The organism is Acidovorax sp. AC410 (assembly GCF_979253235.1).
The window spans coordinates 4,801,053-4,825,052 of record NZ_CEEDCG010000001.1 but is presented as its reverse complement, the minus strand read 5'-3'; the positions used below and the strand labels follow the sequence as shown (position 1 = coordinate 4,825,052).

General features: G+C 67.7%; 23 protein-coding genes. 14 read left to right on the top strand and 9 right to left on the bottom strand.

The window, feature by feature from the left end:
* Nucleotides 1–151 precede the first annotated feature (151 nt).
* The gene (locus AC0IZS_RS22410) at nucleotides 152–1,927 is read left to right on the top strand and encodes a methyl-accepting chemotaxis protein (RefSeq protein WP_471637655.1); all 1,776 of its coding nucleotides are present in this window, start codon (nucleotides 152–154) and stop codon (nucleotides 1,925–1,927) included.
* A 224-nt stretch (nucleotides 1,928–2,151) separates the two neighbouring features.
* Here the strand turns inward: AC0IZS_RS22410 and AC0IZS_RS22405 are convergent, their stop codons facing one another.
* A complete protein-coding gene (locus AC0IZS_RS22405) occupies nucleotides 2,152–2,793 on the bottom strand; it encodes a DNA-3-methyladenine glycosylase (RefSeq protein WP_471637654.1) in 642 nt (213 codons plus the stop codon).
* Nucleotides 2,793–3,290: a YciE/YciF ferroxidase family protein gene (locus AC0IZS_RS22400; protein WP_471637653.1), complete on the bottom strand. Its 498-nt coding sequence runs from the start codon at nucleotides 3,288–3,290 to the stop codon at nucleotides 2,793–2,795. Before AC0IZS_RS22400 ends, AC0IZS_RS22405 begins: the two co-directional genes overlap by 1 nt.
* 256 nt (nucleotides 3,291–3,546) lie before the next feature.
* On the opposite strand from AC0IZS_RS22400, the gene AC0IZS_RS22395 reads away from it, so the two are divergent.
* The 8 genes from AC0IZS_RS22395 (at nucleotide 3,547) to AC0IZS_RS22360 (ending at nucleotide 11,277) form a co-directional block, all read left to right on the top strand.
* Complete coding sequence (locus AC0IZS_RS22395; RefSeq protein ID WP_471637652.1) at nucleotides 3,547–5,010, top strand: RCC1 domain-containing protein; 1,464 nt, start codon at nucleotides 3,547–3,549, stop codon at nucleotides 5,008–5,010.
* Nucleotides 5,011–5,108: 98 nt separating this feature from the next.
* Nucleotides 5,109–6,056 carry a TIGR03571 family LLM class oxidoreductase gene (locus AC0IZS_RS22390; protein WP_471637651.1) on the top strand — a complete coding sequence of 316 codons (948 nt, stop codon included), beginning with the start codon at nucleotides 5,109–5,111 and terminating at the stop codon, nucleotides 6,054–6,056.
* 87 nt (nucleotides 6,057–6,143) lie between these two features.
* Nucleotides 6,144–7,118, top strand: a complete 975-nt coding sequence (locus AC0IZS_RS22385; RefSeq protein ID WP_057268273.1) for a magnesium and cobalt transport protein CorA — start codon at nucleotides 6,144–6,146, stop codon at nucleotides 7,116–7,118.
* Between the two features lie 259 nt (nucleotides 7,119–7,377).
* A complete protein-coding gene (locus AC0IZS_RS22380) occupies nucleotides 7,378–8,517 on the top strand; it encodes an ABC transporter substrate-binding protein (RefSeq protein ID WP_471637650.1) in 1,140 nt (379 codons plus the stop codon).
* Between the two features lie 221 nt (nucleotides 8,518–8,738).
* A complete protein-coding gene (locus AC0IZS_RS22375; protein WP_471637649.1) occupies nucleotides 8,739–10,571 on the top strand; it encodes an autotransporter outer membrane beta-barrel domain-containing protein in 1,833 nt (610 codons plus the stop codon).
* A gap of 11 nt (nucleotides 10,572–10,582) precedes the next feature.
* Nucleotides 10,583–10,888, top strand: coding sequence for a YciI family protein (locus tag AC0IZS_RS22370; RefSeq protein WP_471637648.1), 306 nt, complete (start codon nucleotides 10,583–10,585; stop codon nucleotides 10,886–10,888).
* A gap of 45 nt (nucleotides 10,889–10,933) precedes the next feature.
* Complete coding sequence (locus tag AC0IZS_RS22365) at nucleotides 10,934–11,116, top strand: hypothetical protein (protein ID WP_471637647.1); 183 nt, start codon at nucleotides 10,934–10,936, stop codon at nucleotides 11,114–11,116.
* Nucleotides 11,113–11,277 carry a hypothetical protein gene (locus AC0IZS_RS22360; RefSeq protein WP_471637646.1) on the top strand — a complete coding sequence of 55 codons (165 nt, stop codon included), beginning with the start codon at nucleotides 11,113–11,115 and terminating at the stop codon, nucleotides 11,275–11,277. The genes AC0IZS_RS22365 and AC0IZS_RS22360 overlap by 4 nt, the downstream gene beginning before the upstream one ends.
* A gap of 162 nt (nucleotides 11,278–11,439) precedes the next feature.
* Here the strand turns inward: AC0IZS_RS22360 and AC0IZS_RS22355 are convergent, their stop codons facing one another.
* A complete protein-coding gene (locus AC0IZS_RS22355) occupies nucleotides 11,440–12,510 on the bottom strand; it encodes a hypothetical protein (protein WP_471637645.1) in 1,071 nt (356 codons plus the stop codon).
* 267 nt (nucleotides 12,511–12,777) lie between these two features.
* On the opposite strand from AC0IZS_RS22355, the gene AC0IZS_RS22350 reads away from it, so the two are divergent.
* Entirely contained in the window at nucleotides 12,778–14,565 is a 1,788-nt protein-coding gene (locus AC0IZS_RS22350; protein ID WP_471637644.1) for a calcium-binding protein, read from the top strand.
* Nucleotides 14,566–14,704: 139 nt separating this feature from the next.
* Here the strand turns inward: AC0IZS_RS22350 and AC0IZS_RS22345 are convergent, their stop codons facing one another.
* From AC0IZS_RS22345 to AC0IZS_RS22335, 3 genes are all read right to left on the bottom strand, one after another.
* A complete protein-coding gene (locus AC0IZS_RS22345) occupies nucleotides 14,705–16,186 on the bottom strand; it encodes an RCC1 domain-containing protein (protein WP_471637643.1) in 1,482 nt (493 codons plus the stop codon).
* A gap of 112 nt (nucleotides 16,187–16,298) precedes the next feature.
* Nucleotides 16,299–16,787, bottom strand: a complete 489-nt coding sequence (locus AC0IZS_RS22340) for an AtaL-like protein (RefSeq protein ID WP_471637642.1) — start codon at nucleotides 16,785–16,787, stop codon at nucleotides 16,299–16,301.
* 48 nt (nucleotides 16,788–16,835) lie between these two features.
* Nucleotides 16,836–17,717 (bottom strand): SDR family oxidoreductase, encoded by an 882-nt coding sequence (locus AC0IZS_RS22335; RefSeq protein WP_471637641.1) that lies wholly within the window; start codon nucleotides 17,715–17,717, stop codon nucleotides 16,836–16,838.
* A gap of 101 nt (nucleotides 17,718–17,818) precedes the next feature.
* Here AC0IZS_RS22335 and AC0IZS_RS22330 point away from each other — a divergent pair, with 101 nt between their 5' ends.
* Complete coding sequence (locus tag AC0IZS_RS22330; RefSeq protein WP_471637640.1) at nucleotides 17,819–18,727, top strand: LysR family transcriptional regulator; 909 nt, start codon at nucleotides 17,819–17,821, stop codon at nucleotides 18,725–18,727.
* 47 nt (nucleotides 18,728–18,774) lie between these two features.
* Here AC0IZS_RS22330 and AC0IZS_RS22325 read toward each other — a convergent pair whose 3' ends face one another.
* Together AC0IZS_RS22325 and AC0IZS_RS22320 are read right to left on the bottom strand one after the other, a co-directional pair.
* The gene (locus AC0IZS_RS22325; protein ID WP_471637639.1) at nucleotides 18,775–19,650 is read right to left on the bottom strand and encodes an alpha/beta fold hydrolase; all 876 of its coding nucleotides are present in this window, start codon (nucleotides 19,648–19,650) and stop codon (nucleotides 18,775–18,777) included.
* 234 nt (nucleotides 19,651–19,884) lie between these two features.
* Nucleotides 19,885–20,673 (bottom strand): hypothetical protein, encoded by a 789-nt coding sequence (locus AC0IZS_RS22320; protein WP_471637638.1) that lies wholly within the window; start codon nucleotides 20,671–20,673, stop codon nucleotides 19,885–19,887.
* 336 nt (nucleotides 20,674–21,009) lie between these two features.
* Here AC0IZS_RS22320 and AC0IZS_RS22315 point away from each other — a divergent pair, with 336 nt between their 5' ends.
* The 3 genes from AC0IZS_RS22315 (at nucleotide 21,010) to AC0IZS_RS22305 (ending at nucleotide 23,183) form a co-directional block, all read left to right on the top strand.
* A complete protein-coding gene (locus tag AC0IZS_RS22315) occupies nucleotides 21,010–22,146 on the top strand; it encodes a hypothetical protein (protein WP_471637637.1) in 1,137 nt (378 codons plus the stop codon).
* Nucleotides 22,147–22,452: 306 nt separating this feature from the next.
* The gene (locus AC0IZS_RS22310) at nucleotides 22,453–22,857 is read left to right on the top strand and encodes a zinc-ribbon domain containing protein (RefSeq protein ID WP_471637636.1); all 405 of its coding nucleotides are present in this window, start codon (nucleotides 22,453–22,455) and stop codon (nucleotides 22,855–22,857) included.
* Between the two features lie 38 nt (nucleotides 22,858–22,895).
* On the top strand, nucleotides 22,896–23,183 hold the full coding sequence (locus AC0IZS_RS22305; protein ID WP_471637635.1) for a hypothetical protein: 288 nt from the start codon (nucleotides 22,896–22,898) through the stop codon (nucleotides 23,181–23,183).
* Between the two features lie 413 nt (nucleotides 23,184–23,596).
* On the opposite strand, the gene AC0IZS_RS22300 is transcribed toward AC0IZS_RS22305, so the two are convergent.
* Nucleotides 23,597–23,989 (bottom strand): hypothetical protein, encoded by a 393-nt coding sequence (locus AC0IZS_RS22300; RefSeq protein ID WP_471637634.1) that lies wholly within the window; start codon nucleotides 23,987–23,989, stop codon nucleotides 23,597–23,599.
* Between the last annotated feature and the right edge of the window lie 11 nt (nucleotides 23,990–24,000).

The window sequence follows — 24,000 nt, the reverse complement described above, 5'->3', positions numbered from 1 at the left end:
CCCCTGTCCCCCCCGGGTTAGCCCTGCGATTTCTTGCTTAGCAAATCCGGAATCATTGGCTATGCTATGGCGAGCGCGTTCTTGGATCAGGTCGCCGGGTCGAAGCGGCATGCAGCGCGCCACCATCCCAATACCCCGAGGGAGAATCGCCATGGACAAGATGACCATCGCCACCCGGCTCACAGTGGCTTTTGCAGCGATGGTGCTGCTGCTGATGGCACTGGGCGCCACCAGCCTCGTGCGGTCAGCCCATCAGCGCTCCGAGCTGAGCGACGTCATCGACACGCGCGTGCCGATCACCAATGCGCTCGGTGTGCTGGCGAACAGCGTGAACACCCAGGCGATCCAGTTTCGCAACCTCGTCCTGTTCAACTCCGAGCCCATCGCCAAGGCCGCCCACGAACAGATCACCTCTTCGCGGGCCACCACGGTCGATCAGTACAAGCTGCTGGACACGCTGATCTCCTCGCCCAAAGGGGAGGAACTGCTGGCCAGCATGCTCAAGGCGCGCGCCGACTTCTACCGCCATAGCGACGAGTTCCTGGGCCTGGTGCAAAAGGGCCAGAAGGACGAGGCGACCAAATTGCTGGAGGAAAAGCTGCGCCCCATCCAGCTCGACTACCAGAAGACACTGCGCGACCAGGTGGAGTTCCAGGCCCGACTCACCGACGAAGCCGGCAAGGAAGCCGAGGCCGCCGCCGCGGCCCTGCTGCGCGATGTGCTGATCGCCGGGGCAGCAGCCATCGCCCTGGCGATCTTCCTGGCCATCACCATCATCCGCTCCATCACCCGGCCCCTGGCCCAGGCCGTGCAGGCCGCCGACCGCGTCGCCGCTGGCGACCTGAGCAGCGACATCGTCGTGCAGTCGACGGACGAGACCGGCCGCCTGCTCAGCGCCCTGCAGCGCATGCAGCAAAGCCTGGTGGCCACCGTGGCCACCGTGCGCGGCAACGCCGAAAGCGTGGCCTCGGCGAGCGCGCAGATTGCCTCGGGCAACAACGACCTGTCGGCACGCACCGAGCAGCAGGCCTCGGCGCTGGAAGAAACCGCCGCCTCGATGGAAGAACTGGGCTCCACCGTGCGCCAGAACGCCGACAACGCGCGCCAGGCCAACCAACTGGCCCTGAACGCCTCCACCGTGGCCGTACAGGGCGGCGACGTGGTGGCCGAAGTGGTGGAGACCATGAAAGGCATCAACGCCAGCAGCAGCAAGATCGCCGACATCATCAGCGTCATCGACGGCATCGCCTTCCAGACCAACATCCTGGCCCTGAACGCGGCGGTGGAAGCGGCCCGTGCGGGCGAGCAAGGCCGGGGCTTTGCCGTGGTGGCCAGCGAAGTGCGCAGCCTGGCCGGGCGCAGCGCCGAAGCGGCCAAGGAAATCAAAAGCCTGATCACCGCCAGCGTGGAGCGGGTGGAGCAAGGCACGCTGCTGGTGGACAAGGCCGGGAGCACCATGACCGAAGTGGTGGCAGCCATTCGGCGGGTGACCGACATCATGGGCGAGATCAGCGCGGCCAGCAGCGAACAAAGCGCAGGGGTAGGCCAGGTGGGAGAAGCGGTCACGCAGATGGACCAGGCCACCCAGCAAAACGCGGCCTTGGTGGAAGAGATGGCGGCAGCGGCCAGCAGCCTGAACAGCCAGGCGGGCGAGTTGGTCAACGCAGTGGCGGTGTTCAGGCTGGCGGGCGATGGCAGCGGTGCAGGCAACTACCGCGCACCGGCACCGGCGCCAGCGGTGCGCAAGCCAATGGGCATGCCAGCACCAGCGGCGCGCGCGGCGGTCACGTCCAGGCCTGCCACCAAGGCAACTGCGGCCAGCCGGCTGGCGGCACCCAAGGGGCCCGCACCCCGCCCGACAGCGGCAGCACCCAAGGCGCCGGCCAAGGCAGCCGGGGGCGGGGATGATGAGTGGGAAAGCTTTTAGACAGGCGATGCCGTGGCCTCTGCTGCGCGGCCTGGCGAGTACCGTGCGCCCCTCCCCCGGTCGCGCCATGGGCTGACACGCCGCTGCTGCATGGCCCATACCATGGTCTTTTCACAAAGGGGCCACCATGGCAAAAGTCATACGGAGCGCAGCGCGCGGACAGGTACGGCTAAACCGGCCGCAGCAGCAGGACATGGCCTTGTCCTGAGACCCTGGCCGGCCGGCTAAGCGCTGCCCTGCGAAACCTTGGGTGCGGAAAATGCACGGCTGAGATAGCGCGAACCCTTGAGCCCGAAGCGCCAGGGCATGTCCACCGCTTTTGAAATGCCGATGCGCGAGCCTGCCACGATCTCGTCGGGGAGGCGGTCGGCACGACCCTCAGAGGCCGCTGCATCCGCTCGCAGCAGCGCAAAAGGCGGCATGTGCAGCGGCAGGCCGTTCATCCTGGCATCGATGCCGAGCGCCTGGGCCAGGCGCCCCGGGCCGGCGCACAGCAACCGCACGTCCTGCACCCCGCGGCGCTCGCGCATGGTGCCGATGCCGTGCGTGGGCGCCAGCGCACGCAGCAGCACGCCTGCGCCATGCCCCGCCTCACGGCACACGGTGTTCAGGCACCAGTGCAGCCCATACGAGCGGTAGACATAGGCATGGCCGGGCGGACCGAACATGGACGCATTGCGCGCCGTGGGCCCGCCAAAGGTGTGCGATGCCGGGTCTGCCTGGTCATAGGCCTCGGTCTCCACGATGCGCCCGCCCACGCCGTCCACCAAAAGGGTGACACCGATCAGCCGCCGCGCCACCTCGTGTGCGTGGGCGGCAAAGTCGATGTCGGCCACCACCAGCGGATGGCTGGGCGACTGGGCCATCAGGACGCCTGCACGGCCTCTTCAATGGCCGCTGCCTGGCCCAGCTTGCCCAGCTTTTCGTCGGTGGCCTTCTCTTCGGCCAGCGATGCCTGCAGCAATGGCAATGCCGGCGTGTAGCCCAGCTTGGTGGCCAGCGCGATCAGGGTGGCGTAGCTGGCGATCTCGTAGTGCTCCACCTTCTGCGCTGCACCGATCAGCGCCACGTCGAGCACCGGGCCCTTGTCGATCTCGTCAATGAGGTCCTTGCCTTCTTCGACCAGGCCTTCCATGGCGGCGCACTTGATGCGCTTGAGCTTGAGGTTCAGGATCTCCACGATCTCGTCGATGCGCTCCACCTGGCCACGTGTCTCCTCCAGGTGGTCCATGAAGGCCTGGGCCAGTTCCTCGTCGGAGGCTGCGCGCGCCAGGTGGGGCAAGGAACGGGTCATCTGCTTTTCGGCACTGTAGGTGTCCGACAGTTCGTGCAGGAAAAGGTCTTCGACGGTTTTCACGGCCATGGCAATGCTCCTTGATTGGTTGATGAAAAGGCCATGGTGATTGCACAGCCATTGCCGCTTCGTAAGACAACGCCGGGTCGGGGCGCCGGCCCGATTGGGGGATTGCGGCTCGGGCGGGGTGCGTGCACAGGGACCCTCTGCACAAATCCCTGCGGCCGTTGGCAGCGCGGACTCGGGCGGTCCGCACCACCACCGATCCGCGAGGTTTGTGCAGAGGGTCCCTAGAATGGCTTTTCCAAACATTGCCTGGGCCGCCATGAACCGCAACCATCCCATCATCACCCGCCGCCTCGTCTCGCGGTGGCTGCTGGCCTGTGCGGCTTGGTTGCTTGGCAGCGCGCTGGCCCCGGCGCTGGCCATCACCATCAGCGCGGGGTACGGGCAGTCGTGCTCGGTCACCGATGCCGGGGCCTCGCTGTGCTGGGGCTACCTGCCGGAGGAAACGGGCATTGCCGGTGCGATCGACATCCGGGTCGGCAATGGCTTCAGTTGCGCACTGCTGCGCGATGGGCGCGTGCTCTGCCGCGGGCAGCAAAACGCGTTTGGCCAGTTGGGGGTGGCCTTTTACCTTTATGGAGGCGGCCAGCAGAACATCAACCCGGTTACCTGGAGGCAGGCAGACGGCTTCTCGCATCCCGTGCGGGCCCGCCAGGTGGCCACCGGTGAACGACACGCCTGCGCGCTGACACTGGACGGCGAGGTCTACTGCTGGGGCGATGCCGGCCAGGGGCAGTTGGGGCTGCAGCAGCCAACCCTGTCCATGTCGAGCGATGCGCGCCCCGTGGCCGGCCTGTCCGGCGCGGTGCGTATCGCGGCAGGCGATGGCAGCACCTGCGCGGTGCTGCAGCCCGGCAGCGTGTGGTGCGTAGGCGCGGGCCGCCTGCTGGGCGATGGCGCATCGGACGATCCGCGCACACCGCGCCAGGTGCCCGGCATTACCGATGCCGTGGATGTGGCCTTGTTCGAAGGCCATGCCTGCGTGCTGCGCGCGGGCGGCCAGGTCGCCTGCTGGGGCCGCAACGCGTATGGCGAACTGGGCGTTCCCGCCAGTGCCGGCACGCGCACCAGCCCCGTGGCAGTCACCGCACTCCCCGGAGCGGCCAAGGCCATTGCCGTGGGCTACGGCTACAGTTGCGCCGTGCTGGTGGACGGTGCCATCTGGTGCTGGGGCAACCATGCTGTTGGCCAGCTCGGCGCGGGCTACCTGGCCAACAGCGCCACCACCGGCTTCGCCCAGGTGCTGGGCATCACCGATGCGGTGGCCATCAGCGCGGGTCAGCAGCACGCCTGTGCGGTGCTCGACGGCGGCTATGTGCAGTGCTGGGGGCGCCCGCCCGGCCTGGGCAACGGGCTGTGCAATACCTTGGGCACCTACTACCCCACGTTTCCCCTGATCGGATACCCCATCTTCAACAACGCCGGCTGCCTGAACAGCACGGCGCCCGTGCCCTTCGCCGTGCGCGGCCTGGGGCCCGAAGCCGATACCGGCCTGGTGATGGCCTGGGCCGAGCGCACCCTGCCGCAGGTCTTCCCCCTGCCGCGCGGCGAGTACAACGGACTCACCGGCGACTTCGTCCCGCGTTACTACCCGCGGGCCGCGACCTACCTGGCAGTCAATCACCACGGCACACCCTACCTGATGTACATGGGGCCGGACACCAACGGGCAGGTCCTGAACCTCGGGCGCCTGGCCCAGTGGGCACGCGAGGCACGCAAGTAGAAGGGTCGGGTGACCCACGCCCATCGCGTCCCTTGCACACCCGGGTGCTTTGGCCGCACGGCCTGCACGCACCAACCGATCGCCCTATCCTTCGTGCCATGTCCTCGTCTTCATTCAACGCCGGCCACGCCCAGGTATTCCAGCCCGGGCGGCTCACGCTGGGCTTCATGACCCCCTTTGGCCCGCATGGCGGCGCCATGGCCGACCTGGCCGAATCCACCCGACTGGCCACGCTGGCCGACGACCTGGGCTTTGCCGCCCTGTGGGCACGCGATGTGCCGCTGATGGTGCCGCAAGGCAGCGACAACACGGCCAGCGCGCTCGACGACCCTTTTCTGTGGCTGGCGGCGCTGGCCGCATCCACGCGCCGCATCGCCATCGGCGCGGCGGCCATCGTGCTGCCGCTGCGGCACCCGCTGCATGTGGCCAAGGCCGCGCTGTCGCTCGACCGCCTGAGCAACGGCCGCTTCATCCTGGGCATGGGCTCGGGCGACCGGCCCGAGGAGTTCGCCTCCTTCGGCGAAAGCCTGGACGCGCGCGGCGATGCCTTTCGCAGCCGCTGGCCGCTGGTGCGCGCGGCGCTGTCGCCCGACCCGCTGGAGCGGCAGGCGCTGACGGATGCCACGGGCGGCTATGACCTCATGCAGCCGCCCACGGCGCGCATCCCCATGGTGGTGGTCGGCTCGGCACGGCAGTCCCTGCAGTGGACCGCGGCCAACGCCGACGCCTGGGCCAGCTACCACCGCGAGGAGGCGCGCCAGCAGGGCCGCATCCACCTGTGGCTGCAGGCGCTGGACCAGAAGGCCGGCGGTGAGCGCAAGCCCTTCGTGCAATCCGTACAGCTCGACCTGCTGGCCGACCCGGCAGCCGGCGCCGAGCCGCTGGAGCTGGGGCTGCGCACGGGGCGCAATGAACTGGTGGAGTACCTCAAGCGCATGCAGGCCATCGGCGTCGGCCACGTGATGTTCAACCTGGCGCAAGGCAGCGGCCGCACACCGGCCGAGGTGCTGCGCGAGATCGGCGAGCAGGTGCTGCCCCGCTTGTGACGGCGGGCATGCGTGCGCGCCCGGGAGAGCCATGGAACCATGGCACCATTGCCGCCAACCACCACAACCGACCCCGGAGAGCCCCCGATGCTGATCAACTGCGTTGCCTACGAAAACGGCGCCAAACTGGCGGACATTCCCGTCGCGGACATCAGCGAATACATCGTGCGGCCGGGCTGCTTCGTATGGGTGGCGCTGGCCGACGCCACGCCCGAAGAGCTCAACGAAATGCGCGAGGAGTTCGGCCTGCATGAATTGGCGGTAGAAGACGCCCACCACGGCCACCAGCGCCCCAAGGTCGAGGAGTACGGTCCCTCCCTGTTCGTGGTGATGCACCTGCTGGAGCCCGAGCCCGAGCGGCCTGGCCATTTCAGCGCGGGCGAGGTCGATGTCTTCGTCGGCCCCAACTACGTGCTCTCGGTGCGCAACCGCAGCAAGCAGGGGTTCCTCGGTGTGCGCGACCGCTGCGAGCACGAGCCCGACCTGCTGCGCCATGGCTCGGGCTTTGTGCTCTATGCGCTGATGGACGCTGTGGTGGACCGGTACTTCCCCATCATCGATGCCCTGGAGGTCGAGCTCGAACGCATCGAGCACCAGATCTTCACCAAGAAGGCCGCCCGCGACAACATCGAGCAGCTCTACCACCTCAAGCAGCGCGTGATGCTGCTCAAGCATGCAGTCTCGCCCTTGCTGGAAGGCGCCAGCAAGCTGCACGGCGGCCGGGTCCCGCAGATCTGCATGGGGTCGCAGGAATACTTCCGTGACGTGGTGGATCACCTGGTCCGTATCAACGGCCTGATCGAGGGTATGCGCGACACCATCGGCACGGCGATTCAGGTGAACCTCTCGATGGTGACCATCGAAGACAACGAGATCACCAAGCGCCTGGCCTCGTGGGCCGGCATCTTCGCCATCTGCACTGCTTTTGTCGGCGTGTGGGGCATGAACTTCGAGCACATGCCCGAGCTGAAGTGGCGCTACGGCTACCCGGCCGCGCTACTGCTCATCGTGAGCGTGTGCTCCTACGTCTACTACCGGTTTCGCAAGGCCGGATGGCTGTGATGGCGTACTGAAGCAAGAAGCACCTGGCCAGTGGCGGGCCGCCCTGCCCGGTGCGGCGATCACCCTAAAATTGCCTGGGGCAAGCCTGTAGACTCATGCACTCGCACGGCACCGCGCTGCCCGCCCCAGGGCGCAGCAGCATGCGGTCTTGCCGGCGCGGGTTTTCATTTTCATGCCTTCATGCTTCGGTGCCGCAGGGGAGATCGTGTTTTTCGGGTGGTGCGGACCGGGCGTAACACACAACGATTCACAACATCCCATGCGTTCCATTCGTTTCCTGTGCCGCTCCGTGCTGGCCGCGTCCGTGCTGTGGTCCGCCAGTTCGCTGGCGCTTGCACAACAGAGCATCGTCTTCGGCCAGATCGGGCCTTTCACCAAGCTGCCGGTGCCCGATGCGGTCGAGGTCAACCAGGGCATCAAGGCCTACCTGGGCCAGGCCAACAAGGCCGGCATCAAGGGCCAGAAGATCACGCTGTTCGAGGCCGATGACCAGTACAGCGCCGAAGGCTTTCTCGCGCAGTTTCCCAAGGCGCTGGAGAAGAAGCCGCTGGCGCTGATCTCGCCCATCGGCTCGGCGGCCATCAAGCGCATGCTGGACGACAAGCTGCTGGACGCCGCGCCGGTGGTGGTGATGAACGCCGTGCCCGGCGCCGAGAGCCTGCGCACGCCCGGCCATGCCAAGCTGTTCCACATCCGCGCGGGCGACAAGCAGCAGATCGAGAAGATCGTCAGCCACACCCGCACCCTGGGCATGACCCGCCTGTCGGCGCTGTACCAGGACCTGCCCATCGGCACCTCGGGCATGGCCATGGCGCAGGAGGCCGCCAAGGCCACGCAGGGGCTCACCCTGCAGGGCACCAAGTCCGCCACCGACGCCGCCGCGCTGGACGCCGCGGCGCAGCAGGTGGCCAAGCAGGACGCCCAGGGCGTGCTGGTGCTGGGCGCGCCGCGCTTCATGGCCGAGGGCGTCGCCGCGCTGCGCAAGGCGGGCGTCAGGCAGTCGATCTTCGTGCTGTCGTACGTGCCGGCCGGCCTCATCGTCAAGCTGGCCGGTGTGGAAGGCGCGCGCGGCGTGGGCATTGCCCAGACCTACCCCAACCCCAACGGCAAGACCCTGCCCCTGCACCGCGAGTTCCAGGCAGCAATGAAGGAGGCCTTCCCGGCCGTGCAGGAGTACACCTCCTTCCACCTGGAAGGCTACCTCTCTGCCCGCACGGTGGGCGAGGCGCTCAAGCGCGGCAAGGACGCCAACCCCAGCGCCGCCAGCCTGGCCACCACACTCACCTCCATGGGCGAGATCGATTTCGGCGGCTTCCGCGTGGACTTCTCCAAGGGCAATGTGGGCAGCCGCTTTGTGGACATTGGCGTGATCGGCAGCGACGGGCGCCTGCGTTACTGACGCGGGCAGCACCTGGTCCGCGGCGGGCGGCACGGCCCTGCGCTGCAACCACCGGACAGCGCCGGGGGCGCAGCCACGCTGCCGCCAACAATTTGTTGCGCTCAAAAACTCGACCCGCCGCGCGGATTGCGGCATCCTCATCCCGGCTCCAGGCAGCCTGTTGCGGCCTGCCGGCTGGCGGGGCCCTCCACAAAAACGCGATCCTCGGGAGAGAAAAGTCCATGCCACTGGCACACACCGCCCTGCACACGCCGCGGGCCTCCGGCCCGCTGTCCATCGCTGCGCTGGCCGATGACCGCATGCTCGTCGTCTACGGCGGCAGGCACTCCGATGACAGCGACGGCGAGGCCGTCATCGGCCGCATCGCGGACCGCAGCACCGGCACGCTGGCGGGTGGCGAGTTCGTGGTCAACACGGTCACCCAGAACCACCAGTACGGCGCCAACGCCGAGACGGCCACCCAAGGCTCCGTGCTGGTGACCTGGCAGCCCAACGCCAGCAACGCCATCCAGGCGCAGCGCTTTGGTGCAGACGGCGCGCGCATCGGCACCGAGCAGACCCTGATCGCCAACCGCGAGAACATCTCGGGCATCAGCGCGCTGGCCCTGGCCAATGGCAAGTTCTTCGTCTCCTGGGGGCAGTACTCCAGCACTGTCACGGCCTACGGCAGCCTGCATGACGCAGCCGGCGCCGCCGTGGGGGCGCCCATGGGGTATGCCGCGCGCAGCCTCTTCTTTGCGGTGGATGCCGCGCGCTTCGCCGGCCTGCGCACCACCACCGAGCCTGGCGCCACGGGCTCTGTCAACTGGCTGCAGTTCTACAGCGCCGACACGGGGGCCCCCATCGGCGCGGAAATCAACCTCGGCGTGTATTCCGGGCGTGCCCTCATCCATGCCCTGGGCGACGGGCGCCTGCTGCAGCTCTACAGCAGCAACGGCACGGGGCCCAACACCAACGACAGCATCGACGTGCATGGCCAGTTCCTCGACGCACAGGGCCTGCCCCAAGGCAGCGCCTTCGTGGTCAACACGGCCGGCGCCACGGGCAACCAGAGCCCGCAGGCGGTGCAGGCACTGGCCGATGGCCGCTTCGTCGTGTTCTGGAGCACCGTCGACGTCAACGGCAACCTGGGCGGCGAGGTCCGGGGCCAGATCTTCAACGCCAACGGCAGCAAGTGGGGCGGCGAGATCCTGGTGGACGCCCACTCGTATGTGCGCATCGTGGACAAGACCTTCTCCGTGAGCACCGCCACACAGGCCTTTGCCGACGGCAGCTTTGCCATCGGCTGGACGGCGGGCGACGGCGCCTACCTGTCCGCCTTCGACGAGCTGGGCACCATCGCCACCACCACCGCCCATGGGCAGGCCACGGTCACCGGCACCACGGGCGCCGACACCCTGGCCGCGGCCGACGGCGCGCGCACGCGCTTCATCTCCCAGGGCGGGGCCGACCAGATCACCGGCAGCAGCAACATCGACGCCGTGGTGCTCGACACCCCGTACGCCGGCCTGCAGGCCCTGGGCCTGCTGCACCGCAGTGACGGCGTGATCACCTTCACCCCCGCTGGCAGCAGCACAGGCAGCACCCCCGCCACGCTGAAGGGGGTGGAACGCATCGAGCTCCAGGACACGGTGCTCGCCTTCGACACCGCCCTGCCCCAGCTGGGCGTGACCGAGGGCGGCCACGTGGGCCAGGTCTTCACCCTGTTCAACTCCCTCACCGACCGCAGCCCCGACCGGCACGAACTCTCGGTCTGGGTGCGCAAGGCCGACGAGCTGGGCAGCTACAACGCCCTGGCGCAGAACATGGTCGACACCCTGCTGCCCGGCGCGTCCACCACCACCCTGGTGCGACTGGTCGGCTCCAACCTCCTCAACACGCCGGTGGACGACGCCTTCGTGGCCCAGTTCTCGGCCATGGTGGGCACGGGCAAGCCCTTCGCCACGCCCGGCGAGATCATCGCCGCCGCCGCCGCACTGCCCGTGGCCACCGATCCGCTGGTGGCCCTGGTGGGCGGCATGCAGCAGCTGTCGATAGACGTCTTTGCGCTGTGACTGAACCTCCCATGAACGAATACCTCCTGCTGATGCACCCGGACGCGCCCGACACCCAGGCCGCCGATGACCCCGAGCGCTGGGGCAACTACCTCACCCACCTGCGCAGCACCGGGCAGTTCGACGGCGGCAGCGCCATCGGCCCCGGCGAGCGCGTGCGCAAGAGCCAGCCCGACCAGGCCGCCACCGACGGGCCCAACGGCTTCATCCGCGTGCGGGCGGCCAGCCTGCAGGCAGCCAAGGAGCAGTTTCTCGCAGGCAACCCCGTGTACGAAGCCGGCGGCACGGTGGAGGTGCGGGAGCTGCCGCGCAGTTAACCCGGGCGACAACTGCGCCGCCCCCCATCCCCGGAGCCAATCACCATGGGCCGCAAGGAATTCGAAGCACCACGCGCCGACGGCATGCACGCACAACTGGCGCGCATGGCCGGGCAGTGGCAAGGCCGCTTTCGCCTCTGGTTCACGCCCGGCGAAGCCCTGGCCCTGGAGGTGAACCACCGCCGCGTACCGGTCAATGGCCGAGAGAACCCGGGAGACAACGCTTGAAGCCCACGCACTACCCGCTGATCGCAGGTGCCCTCGTCCCGCTCGCCCTGTTCGGGGCCGGCCAGCCCGAGGCGGCGGGCGTCGTCTTCTTCCTGTGCCTTGTGGTGGAGATGATCGTCTCGGCCATCACCGGCAAGAAAGGCAACGATACCGAGCGCTGATACGGATTTGCCTTCAACCGTAAACGATAGTTGGTTCGCCTTGCCGTGCTACAGCACTGTCTGCGGCTCCCGCCTAGTTCTACGATCGAATGCAAATCCGTATGAGGCTGGGCGCTGGGCAGCCCTTTGCCTGGCGGCGACGTGCCATGACAACCGCGCTGCTCAAGCGGTGCCACCGGGTCGGGTGCCGAACATCGCTTTTGCGCTGTCACCCTGCAGGCCACGGTAAGTGGCGTTCAGGAAATAAGACGTCATGTTGTGCCGAACGCAGCGCTGCACGAGGAGCTCGAAGCGCCGTTCGACATTGGCTTCGCCCGCCCAGTGGGCGAGAACGAGGTTGGCCTGGTACGGCTTGATGGCGATGGACGGCCGCGGCTCGCCCAGGTCGTAGGCCAGAAACCCCGGCACCGTGCGGCATTGCTCCAGCACGGGCAAAACCGCGTCTTCCAGCCAGCGGGTGGTGGCCACCAGAAACTCATCCAGTTGGCCGGGCTTTGAAAGCTCTACAGGATTGCTGTCGTAAGGGCCAGAGCGCAAGGGGCTCACAAAACGCTGCAGCGGCCCGGCATCCATAAGGTGCAGATCCACCATGTGCTGGGGGTTGCACAGCGGCGCCAGTTCAAGCGGCAGCACCGGGCGCATGCCTGCCGAGGTGCGGGCCTCGTAGAACGCGCCATCCGACAGAATCTTCCAACCCAGCGACATCCGCTGCTCGCCCAGTGGCGTATCCCGGAGCCAGCGGGTCTGCACCGTGACCAGCGACGATCTCTCGATCTCCAGCCGAAACCCGTGCGCCGCCAGGCGCGGATGGACCAGTGCCCGCACGCGGTCCTCGATGTCGGGCAAGCTGGCTGGCGCTGGCGCCGGAGGGTGCCAGGCCAGACGCTCGCGCCCCTCGGGCAACAGCCGCCAGGGACCGGGCACAAAGCATTCACCCGTGCTGTCGTCGTAGACGCTGAGCCCCAGTGCGACGGCCGCATCCACGAGCCGGGGGTAGAAAACCCCCAGATCGTGGATGTCCACGGCCAGCACGGCGTCGTTGGGCAAGTCCTTGGGTGAACCCAAGTCCCAGTCGTCACCGTACTGCGGGAAAGCGGCTTTCATGCGCTGGGCCAGCTCGACGAATTTCGGATTCAGCGCAGCCCGCTGGTCCCACATGCGCTCAAACACCGCCTGCGCTTGCGCCAGGCTCGTCGGGGTGGGCTGGTCCCAGATGTGGATGACGTAACTCAATATCGGCTCCTGAAGCGCTGCACACCACCGGTCGGCCCTCAGGGCCTGCCACGGCCACGGCCAGGTAATTCAACCGCAGGCGGGCCCAGTATGCACAGGCCGCGGGCGCTTGTGTCTTGGCGACGGCGTCCGTTGAAAGCGCCCCGGCCTTTCGGGGGGAAACACCACAGATCGCGCCAAATTCACCGTTGTCACCCCACATTCGCCCATCAACGGCAAGGCACTCTATGATTCTTACAAATATTCACATCCAGACTGGAGCAGGCCATGGCCCTTACCTCGCAGGAGCAGCACACTCTCATCAAACTCATCATCGGCATGTTGGGCATCGCGCCGGGCTATACCTACCTGGGGGTGGTGAGCAAGGTCTATGAAGACCTGGGACGCACCCGGCCGGGTACCGCCGACGAACTGGGCAAGCTGCCGCAGTTCCTGGAAATGTACCCGGCCGACATGAGCGCCACCGCGTTCGCGACAAAGTTCCTGGGCACCCTGGGCTTGCAGAACGACGCCGTCGCCCAGGACTTCGTGACGCAAAAGTTCAAGGCAGGCCTGCCGCCCGGGCAGATCATCCTGGATGTCATCTACGCGCTCAACGACTCCACGGTGCTCCCGTACACCGCGGCCCACGCCCTGCTCGAGAACAAGGCCGCAGTGGCCTACTACCACTCCCAAATCCTGGGGCGCACCGAGACCGACTTCAAACAGCTGGCCCAGGTGCTCAACGGCGTGACGAGCGACCCCGCCTCGGTGGAGGCAGCCAAGGCGGTGCTCACCGCGCCCCCACCGGCGCCCGAGCCACCGGCCGCACCACCGCCGCCTCCTCCCCCACCTCCACCGCCCGACTTCACCCTGACCGCCGGCGCGGACACGCCCGCCGCCGGCGCTGGGAACGACACCATCGACGCCCCCGTGGGAACGCTGAACAGCGCCGACGTGATTGACGGCCAGGGAGGCAACGACACGCTCACCGCCACTGTCGGAAGCGGCTCATCCGCCCCCACCATCAACAACGTCGAGCGCATCAACATCACGGTGAACGGCGGCTACTCGCTCAGCGCCAGCAATGTGACCGGCCCGACAGAGCTGCACATCCAGGGTGCCAGCACCTTCACCCTCTCAGGCACCATCGGGAACGGTGGCTCCTGGGTGGTCGACGGCTCGGCGCTCACGGGCAACCTGGTCATTTCGGGCAATCCGGTCACGGCCATCAACATCAAGGGTGGCTCGGCCGGTGACGAACTCAAGGGCGGTAGCGGCAACGACACGCTCAGCGGCGGCGGTGGCAATGACACGCTGACTGGCGGTGGCGGCAACGACAGCCTGACGGGCGGCAGCGGCGAGGATACGCTGTACGGTCGCACCGGCGACGATACGCTCAGCGGTGGCGACGGCAACGACACCATCGAGCTGGGCGTGCATTACATGAACGACGCCTCGGGCGCCGACTCCATCACCACCGGGACAGGCAGCGATGTGGTGCGCTTCACGGGCAATGTGGCCGCAGGCACCGGCGCGGCCACCGGCTACGCGGCGTTTGCCCATGTCACCGATTTCGCGGTGGCGTCCGACCGGCTGGCCTTCAGCGCGGCCGATGTCAACTTTTCCCTCAGGACCGCCGACGGCACGGCCACCACCGCCACCGGCCTGGCCAAGGGAGCGGCAGCGCAAGGGCTGACCGCAAGCGATGCAGTGGTGGTGCAGACCGTGGCACAGAACGCGGTGGCGACCGCCGGCATCGGCGCTGTCTCGTTCATCAAGCTGACCACGGCCGTGGCCTTCACCACGGACGTCAAGGGCACCTTTGCTGCGGCCCTGGGGTCCGCCACCCTCACCGGCATGGCGGCCAACGGCAACTACCTGGTTTCGCTGTACGACACCACGGCGCAGCGCATGGTCGTGGGGGTGGTGAACATGGGCGGCAACGCCGATGCCGACACCACCCTGGCCAGCGATGACTTCGTCAATGCCGACATCGCCATCGTGGGGGTGGTGACGATGACCGCAGGCGACTACGCGGCCTTCGGCGCAGGGCAGCTCGCAGCGGCGTTCTGATGATCCAGGCGGGGCCGTGCAGCAGGCCCGCCCCGGGGACTGCTGAGCGCCGGGGTCGCTGCGCACCGGCTGGGCCACCACTGCGCGGCCGGGTCGGCTCCGCTGCCGCCGTTCGCCCAGCGTATCGCCGCTGCGCGCGCTACTTCACTTGGCGCACCCAGTGCGTCAGGCGCCCCAGGCTCGTCCACGCGCCGCCCGTTTCGGGGCCAACATAGAACACATGGGGTGTGCCGTTGGTCGAGACCGCCAAGGAGCGCCCGCCCGGGTACAGGCGCTGGTAGTAGCCCTCCTGGATGTTGAACGAGGAGTCCAGCCCCCACTGGAGCGCGCCGGTCAGCGAGACCTCGGCCCAGTCGAGCACGCGATCGGCGTCGCGGCGCACGTCAAAGCCCTTGACCTCGTGCGGCGTGATGCCCGCCGTGTAGGGCACGCAGGGGCCGATGTTGAAGCGCGGCGAGTTGTCGCGGTAGTTGAAGTACAGGGCCAGGTGTACGTTGCACAGGCCCGCGCCGCCCAGTTGGCCGTTGGCGTTGGAGCCCCAGCACTGCAGGTAGCCGCCCTCGAGCATGGCGCAGGCATGCGTGCCGCCGGCGCTGACCAGCACGGCGTCTTCGATGCCCACGGCCTGGCCCTGCCACCAGGGGTTCTTGTCATTGCCGGCGCCCAGCAGGGCCTGTGCGCCCCAGCAGCGCACCCGGCGCGTGGACTGCACGGCGCAGCTGACGCCTGCGCCCACGCTGATGGACAGTGCGGCGGCTACCGCGCCAGGTTCGGGCGGCGGCAGCAGCAGCCCCGTGGCATCCACAGGCACCGTCGTCACGAAGCTCGGCGACGCCGGCCTGCCATCGAGCTGGCCCGATTCGTTGCGGCCCCAGCAGGCCACCCCGCCCGCCCTGCGCAGCACGCAGGCATGCCCTTCGTGGGCCGCCATGTCCAGCGCATCGCCAAGGCCTGGCACGGCCCGGGGCTGGCCGGGGTCGGCCGCCGCTGCGGCCAGCCAGTCGGCCGTGCCCACGCAGGCCACCTGGCCCGTGGCGCCGGCCAGGGCACAGGTGGCGTCACCACCGGCCACCAGCCGGGATACGGCGGGGCTGGATAGCGCGGCCACCGGGGTGGCATGCGGCCCGGGCAGCAACAGAGCCGGGCCCGCGGCCGTAGCAGCCACCCCCCGTTGCCCGCGCGAGCCATCGCCCCAGCAATAGACATCGCCGGCCACGGTAAGCGCGCAGGCGTGGCTGCTGCCTGCCGCCAACTGCAGGGCCGGCGGCAGGCCCTGCACGGGCTGCGCGCTGGTGCCGCCGGTAATGCGCCCCCAGCAATGCACCGACCGGTCGCCGAGCAAGGCACAGCTGAACCCACGCCCGGCCTGGATGGCCGACACCGCCAGCGCAGGCAGGCCCTGCACGGCGACCGGGCCATCGCGGTCGGTGCGGCTGCCGTCGCCCAGCTCACCGGCCGCATTGCTGCCCCAGCACAGGGCCACGTCGGCGCGGTTGATGCCGCAGGTGTGCGAGTGCCCGGCACTCACGGTGGTGGCCAGGGCCGGGGCGGCGGCAGCGCTGCACAGCCACCAGGCCAGCAGGACAAGCGTGCGCAGGAGGTGGGTGGGCAACAGGTGCATGCGTGGGAGGTGTGGTTGCACGAAGGGGGCTGCCTTTCCAAGGGTGAACTCCATGGCGACAAGGAGCGTGCAACCTATGCACTCTGCCTTCGTGCCGCAGGGGTGGGGCCCATCATGCCCCGCCCACCGGCAGCTGCCCTTGCGCGAGCAATTCGCGGGTGCGCTGCAGGGTCGAGAGCAGCGCGCTGCGGTAGCCCTTGTCGCCGTCCATCCAGGCCTGCTCGGCTTGCTCCTCGGGTCCACCGGGCTGCTTGCCGCGCAGGCCGAGGTAGCCGTAAAAGCGCAGCTGCAGTTGCCCGTGTTCGTCCTCGAACAGCTCATTGATGATAGCGCCTTCGCGCGGGCCGCTGGCCTGGAAGAAGGTGACCTTGGTCTGCGGCTCGAAGGCGATGATCTCGCGCAGCGCCTGCCCTGCGATGGTGGCCTCGCGCACGATGTGGGTGCCGCTGTCCTGCACCACCTCGCAATGGGTGCACAGATTGGGTGGCAGAAACAGCCGTGCGTCGCGGGCCTTGAGCACCAGGCCCGCCCAGGCCTGGGCACGGGTGAGCGGCACCTGGCCGGCAGGGTTGACGGGGACGGTGGCGGTGGAATAGATCACGGTGTTTCCTTTGGGTGTTGCTTGCTAGAAGAGGTCGCTGCGCGGCGCTCAGGCAGCGTTGGCAATGGCGCGCACAAAGTCGCGGTACGAATGCAGCGGGCGGCCCAGCAGCTGCACCAGGCGCTGCACGTCGCCCGCCTCGGGCACCATGCCGTCGGTGATGAAGCGCTCGGCCATCAGGCGCATGTCGTAGGCCATCCAGTGCGGCATGGCGTTGCGCAGGTTGGTCTCGAAGCCGGCGGTGTCGTCACCGCCATAGGCCACAGTGCGGCCCAGCGCGGCGGACCAGAGGGCGGCTACCGCCTCGCCGGTCAGCGTGTCGGGGCCCACCAGGTTGATGCGCGCCAGCGGCAGCGGTTCGCTCGCACGCTCGCGGCGCAGCAGCTCGATGGCGGCGACCTCGGCGATGTCGCGCACGTCCACCATGGCCAGGCCCTTGCTGCCGATGGGCATGGGGTAGACACCGTAATTGCGCACGACATCCTGAATGCTGTGGTCGTTGTCCATGAAGTACGCCGGCCGCAGGATGGTGGCGCCAAAGCCCATCTGCTCCAGCATGCGCTCTACCCCGAACTTGCCCGCAAAGTGCGGCACGTTGAGGTAGCGGTCGCTGTGGATCACCGACAGGTAGACCACGCGCTTGATGCCTGCCTCGCGCGCCAGGTTCAGCGCCAGCAGCGCCTGCGTGAACTCGTCGGGCACCACCGCATTGAGCAGGAAGAGTGTGGACACGCCGTCGAAGGCGCGCCGCAGGGCGTCGACGTCGAGCAGGTCGCCCTGCACGGTCTGCACGCCTGCCGGCAGCTTGGCAGTGGCGGGGTCGCGCACCAATGCACGCAGTTGGGCGCGCACATCGGCGCCGCGGTTCACGAGTTGGTTGACGACCTGGCGACCTACGTTGCCCGTGGCGCCGGTGATGAGGATGGTCATGGAAATGCTCCGTTGCGTGTTGAAGGAGCCCTGATCTTCTTTGTTCCGCCTGATGTCCGATAGACGTTATATTTAGACTTTGCGTCTCACTGGTGGAACACATGGACCTGCTGGCATTGGCCGACTTCACGCTGGTGGCCCGGCACGGCGGCTTTGGCCGCGCGGCGCGCGAATCGGGCCGGCCCAAGGCCACCCTGTCGCGCCGCGTGGCCGACCTGGAAAGCGGCCTGAACCTGCGCCTGTTCGAGCGCGGGCCGCGCGCGCTCAAGCTCACCGAAGAGGGGCGCGCGCTGTACGAGAAGACCTCGGTGCTGCTCGCCCAGCTCGACGAGAGCACCACCGCCATCGCCAGCGGCGGCGACGCCCCGCGCGGGCGGCTGCGGGTGAGCGCGCCCCTGCTTTTTTCGCAGGCCGCCATGGGCAGGCTGGCCGCCCGCTTTGCCCTGCAGCACCGCCAAGTGCGGCTGGAGGTCACGACCGAAGACCGGCCGGTGGACATGGTGGAAGAAGGCTACGACCTGGTGATCCGCGTCAACCCCGACCCGGACGAACGCCTGGTCGGCCGCATCTTCATGCGCGACCGCATCGTGGTCGTCGCCAGCCCCGAGCTCGGCCGGCCATCGGGCGCCACCCCTGCCCCGGCCGTGCTGCGTGGGGGCGCAGGCGCAGACGCCGCCGCCCCCGCCACCACCTGGGACCTGACCGACGCCAAGGGCAAGCCCCGGCGCCTGGCGGTGCAACCCGTGCTGCACCTGTCCTCGCTGTTCATGGTGCGCGATGCCGTGCGCGCCCAGGTGGGGGCCGCACGCCTGCCCCTGTCGCTGGTGCTGCACGACCTGGCGGACGGCACCCTGGTGCAGTGGGGCGATGTACCGGGCCCGGAGATCGCGCTGTGGGCGCTCTACCCCTCGCGCCGCCTGCTCAGTCCGCGCGTATCGGCCTTTCTGGACCTGTTGAAGGAGGCGTTTCCGCAAGGCACGCCGCAGGAGCTCGCGGCGTACATCGCGTGAGGTGGCGTGGCTGGGCTTGCAAAGACCAGCGTGCCAGCGGCTGCAGGCTATGCCGCGTGGGCCCGCAGCCAGGCCACCATGTCGGCAGTCACCTCGTCGCGGTTCGTCTCATTGAGGATTTCGTGGCGCGCTGCCGGGTACAGCTTGACGGTCACATCGGCCATGCCTGCGTCACGGTAACGCTGCCCCAGCAGCTCAATGAGCGCACCGCCACCGGCCAGCGGATCGGCGTCGCCAGAGGCAATCAGGATGGGCAGGTCACTGCGGATGCCCGCCAGCAGCGCCGGGTCCGCCAGCCGGGACGCGGGTGCGAACAGCGAGGGGATCACATCGCCCGGTACCTCCCACCCGCACCAGGGGTCGGCCACATAGGCATCGACCTCCGCCTCGTCCCGCGAAAGCCATTCGTACCCGGTACGGTGCTCAAAGCCTGCATTGAATGCCGCGAGCCCCGCCGGCGCATCGGCGGGCGCATTGGCCATGGCAGCGGCGAGCGCGTCGAGTGCGGTGGAGCCGGAGAGAATGACACCGGCCCACGTCGATGCGTAGTCCAGGATCGCCGCTTGCGCTGCAAACGAACCCATCGAATGGGCCAACAGAAACACCGGAAGGCCGCCATGCTGCGCACGCAGTGCCGATCCATACTGGGCCACATCGGCAATCAGCCCGCTGAAACCAGCGCTGCCGAAATCGCCCAGCCGATCACCGCCGGTACGCCCGTGTCCACGATGATCGACCGCGTGGACCACAAACCCCGCGGCATTGAGCTGCCTGGCAAAACGGTCATAGCGCTCACCATGCTCGGCAAGTCCGTGGGCAATCTGCACCACACCGATGGGGCGTCCAGCAATGTCGGCCCAGGTGTAGGTCGCGACCTTGGTGCCATCTGCTTTGGAGAGAAATGAAGAGGTCGAAGTGCTCATCGCTTCATTCTGACACGGCGGTGGTGGAGGGACCTTGGGGGGTGCTTGGGGGGTGATGGGCAGGAGCCCGTCTCTAGTGTCCCGAGTTGGAAATTCGTTGAATAAATCTACCGACAATCCCCGCCATGCGTCGTTGCAAATGCTCGCCATGCGCTCGGCATGTCTGCGCTTTGCGCCTAGCTTGGCAGCGATTTCGGCAGATTTCTTTCTTCAACGAACTTCCAACTCAGGACACTAGCGCTGCACCCTGGCGCACACCGCTTTCGTGCCGCTGGGGTTGGCCAGGGTGGCGCCCTCGAAATAACACGCCGCCTGCGTAGTGCGGATTTCGAAGGCGGCCTGGGCATCCACCAGCTGCCGCAGGGTCAGCTCGCCATGGAGCGGCCGGGAGGCGCCCCACAGAGGGCAGGGTTCGCCCTCCAAGGCCCACCAGCGCAAGGGCGCATCGCCGGTGACGGTGAAGCCGCTGCACCATTCAAAGCCCACCCGCCGGGCCGGGCTGCCGGACCCTTCGTAGAACGATGCGAGCAGGCCGTCGCCCTGCAGGTTCACCTCCACGGACACGGGGCAGTCGGCGCTTTGGGGGCCGATGCAGGCCAGGCGGAATTGGCCACGCGCCAGCGGGGGCGCGGTGCATGCCGCGTCGAAGCCCCCGCCGCACAGGCTTTGCACCTGCCGGGTGGAGAACACGATGCCAGCCTGTGCCAGCTGCCGTTTGGTGAACTCGCCGCCGAGCACGCGAAAGGAGGCCGTGGGCTCGCAGATGCCCCATGCGGGGTGCAACCAGCGGTAGGGGCTCTCCACGCCCATGCCCTTGCACCAGAAGACCTCTTCGCGTTGCAGTGTTCCATCGGCCTGGCGCTGGTGGTAGGAGGCAACGAAGGTCTCGCGTTCCAGGCGTACGTCCACGGCCACGGGGCAGTCGTCCGACTCGGGGCCGATGCAGGCGATGGTGATGTCGGCCGCCGCAGCGATCACGGGGGCGCACAGCGCCAGGGCGAACAACAGGAGCCAGCGCTTCACGGCACGGCCCCCAGCCGCGCCCGCGTGCGCAACTGGCCCTTCTTGCCGTCAACGGTGTAGAACAGGGCACGGCGAAGGTCGAGGCGGTTCATGGCGGTGCAGAGGGCATAGGGTGCAAGGGGCAAGGAGAAAGGCCCTGTCACTGTGCCACAGCCCACGCGGCATGTGGCTGCATCCCCCAATTGGGTGCCCCGCCCTATCGTGTGACGCGTGGCACAGACAGTGCGCCGCTTTGCGCCAAAGATCGGCGCAGCCCCATCCTTGCATGCGCTGCATGCGCTGCCCTGCGCAAGATGGATTGTCTTTTTTATCTTTGGAGCCGAGAGGATTTCGACCATGCCCGTGACCACCAACGCCCCTTCGTCCGCACCGCACCGCCACCACCCAGGCCGCCGCCGCGCGCCCGTGGCCCGCATCACCCTGGCGGCGCTGCCGCTGCTGCTGCTGGCGGCTTGTGGGGGCGGGGGTAGCGGCGATGGCGATGGCGGCCCGGTCGAGCCGCCCGGCACCGGCCTGATGGTGGGGGGCACGGTCAGCGGCCTGGGCGAGGGGCGCAGCCTGGTGCTGCGCAACTACCGCGCGGACAACCTGACCGTGACCGCCAATGGCCGGTTCGTGCTGGGCCGCCGCTTTTCCGCCTACGAGGGGTACCAGATCAACATTGCTTCGCAGCCGGACGGACAGCGTTGCAAGGTGACACAAAACTCCATTACCGCAGGCACGACGCATGTGACCGACGTGGCCGTGAACTGCGAGAACCTGCCCGCCGGCACCCACAACCTGGTGGCCCAGGTCACGGGCCTGGTGCCCGGCAGTCCGCTGGTGCTGCAGAACAACCAGGGCGATGACCTGCGGGTCACGATCGATGACCAGTACCTGTTCAACACGCCGCTGGCGGGCGGCGCAGCCTATGCGGTGCAGGTGCAATCGCAACCGGCTGGCCAGACCTGCACCGTGACCAACGCCAGCGGCACGGTGGGCAACACCGATGTGCGCTCGGTGCAGGTGGCGTGTGGCGGTGAGCCCCTGGCGTTCCCCGAAGGGGCCTGGGTCGGCGACCGCTGCGGCCCCGGCGCCAGCAACCCGAGCTCGCGCAGCCACCTGAACATTTCGCGCACGGGCGAGGGGCGCGCCACCTTCAGCCAGGGCCGGGTGTTCTTCGACAACAACCCCTTCTGCTCAGGCTCCGGCAGGGTCGCCTATGACGACAACCTGCAGGGCACCCTGGTCGTCGACCGCCAGGAAACCCGGGGCAGCCTCACCGCCTTCTGGGGCCAGCAAGCCCTGCGCTCCGGCAGCCAGCAGCGCGTGGTATGGGCGCGCAAGGGCCCCTACCTGTGCCTGCTGCCGATGGCCACGGCAACGGTGATCTACCCCAACCCAACCACCGAGTACACCACGCTCGACGGCGTGGAAAAGGACGCGGACGAGGCCATCCGCATCAGCGCCTGCCATCGGGTGTCGCGCTTCTGATGCAGGGGCGGCCGGTGTCACAGATCTCCATCCCGAAGTGACCCACCGGCCCCGCAGGAGCCGGGTCACCCAAAGGGTGTCGCCCGCACCAACGCCGCGTGCGCGGCAGCAACTTGAGCGGCTCCGGCAAGGCGCTGCCGCTGCTGCAGGCCATCGCGATCACGCTGGAGGTGCAGGCGACACAAGCTCTTGCGAAATAGCGCTTTGGACCATGTACCACAGCTGCTACCCTGCGATGCGCTGAACACCATAGAAAGCAAGCACACACGGATGGGAAAGAAAAAACAAGCGACTCCCAGTCTGGTAGTGCCTGCTTGCCCCGACCTCTGGTCCGCCAGCAGCCAACAGTCGTACGCCTACCAGTTGCCGCTCCACCACGCGTACAGTGACCGCCACTACACCTGCCAGCACTGCAAGCAGGCGACGGTGTTCACCGCGCTGCAACAGCGCGAGGCCTACGAGGTGCGCAAGGCCTACATATGGCAAGACCGGGTGCTGTGTGCCGAGTGCTTCGCCACCCGCATGCAGATCGAAGCCGGGCTGCGAGCTTGCGCGCACCGCTGGCAGACCGACAGGGTCGCATGCCAGGCCGACACCCCGTTCCTTCGGTGCTGGCACGGCCTGCTGCAGCAGCATGTGGACTACGGCGGCAGCCTAGACGAGGGCAACACGCACATGCTGGAGGCCCTGCTGCGGGGGCGCGAGGACTGATGGCTCATGGCTCTCTCTGCGCGCCGGGGAGGCATCCGTTGAACAGGTTTCTGCGTTGCATCACCTATGCGATGGCGTGGAGCGGCCCCGGCTGCTTCGTGTACACCCAGCACTGGTTCGACAAGACCATTCGAGGTGGGACCGCCATGCCGGATGCGGCCCACACCGTGCTTGTAACCAACCACGATGGTCTCTACCGCTACATCACCGCCGCGCAGCACGCCCACTACGAACGGCTCATCTGGGCCACCGCCGTGCTGATGGTGGTGTTTTTTGCCGCGTGCTATTGGGAGAAGCTGCGTCGCGACAACCTACGGCAACGCTGATGCGCCGCCGCGGTGGCCAGGACAGGCGCGTACACTCCGCCGCCATAGGCGATGGACTGCGCGTATTTCGGCTCTCCTGGACATCCCGTTCGGCACTGTGGACACCGAGTTCGGCACCGCGAGCAGAGGGCACCAAGAGGCCGGCCAAGCCATTGCTGAGTCCAGTTGGGGCGATGGGCTAGACTTTCCGCTCTCGTCCGGGGCTGTGTGAAAACGTCGATAGACGACTTTTGCGGGGGTACTTCAACCCTTGCGCGCATCCAGCTCGTGCGTTGTAGGCCGATCTGAGCGGTCGATTTCTGGGCGGGCCTTCAAACCGACGGTCCAACACGCGTTTTCACACAGCCTCGGCCCAAAGCAGCCTTCCAAACAGACCGGCAAAATTCGCAGTTGTCTGCCTCCAGGTTAAGCGTTCACTGGTCGTAGCACCGTGGGCCTTGGGGGAGCATCATGCAAAACGCCAGCGGTCGGTAAACACCAAACTGAATTATTCCCTCAGCAAGCTGTCGCATTGTGTATTCACCATCGATGACACGAAAGCTGCCCGTTTCGTTGCACGATTTTGAAGACCAGTAGCCTTTGGCAATGTAGGAGTTGGGTCCGCACCAGCCGAGGGTTGTCGATGTGTAGGTGGTGTGGTCCCGCATCCCGCTAACGACCGTAGCTGTCAGACTCTCTCTCTCCAAGGTCACATCGACTGCCACGGGGCAGTCGGCGGCCTCAGGCCCTATGCACGCAATCTTGATGGTGCCAGCGGTAGCAAACATCGGCAGCGACAGCACTGCGAGAAGAATCAGGTTTTTCATACTCACCTCGT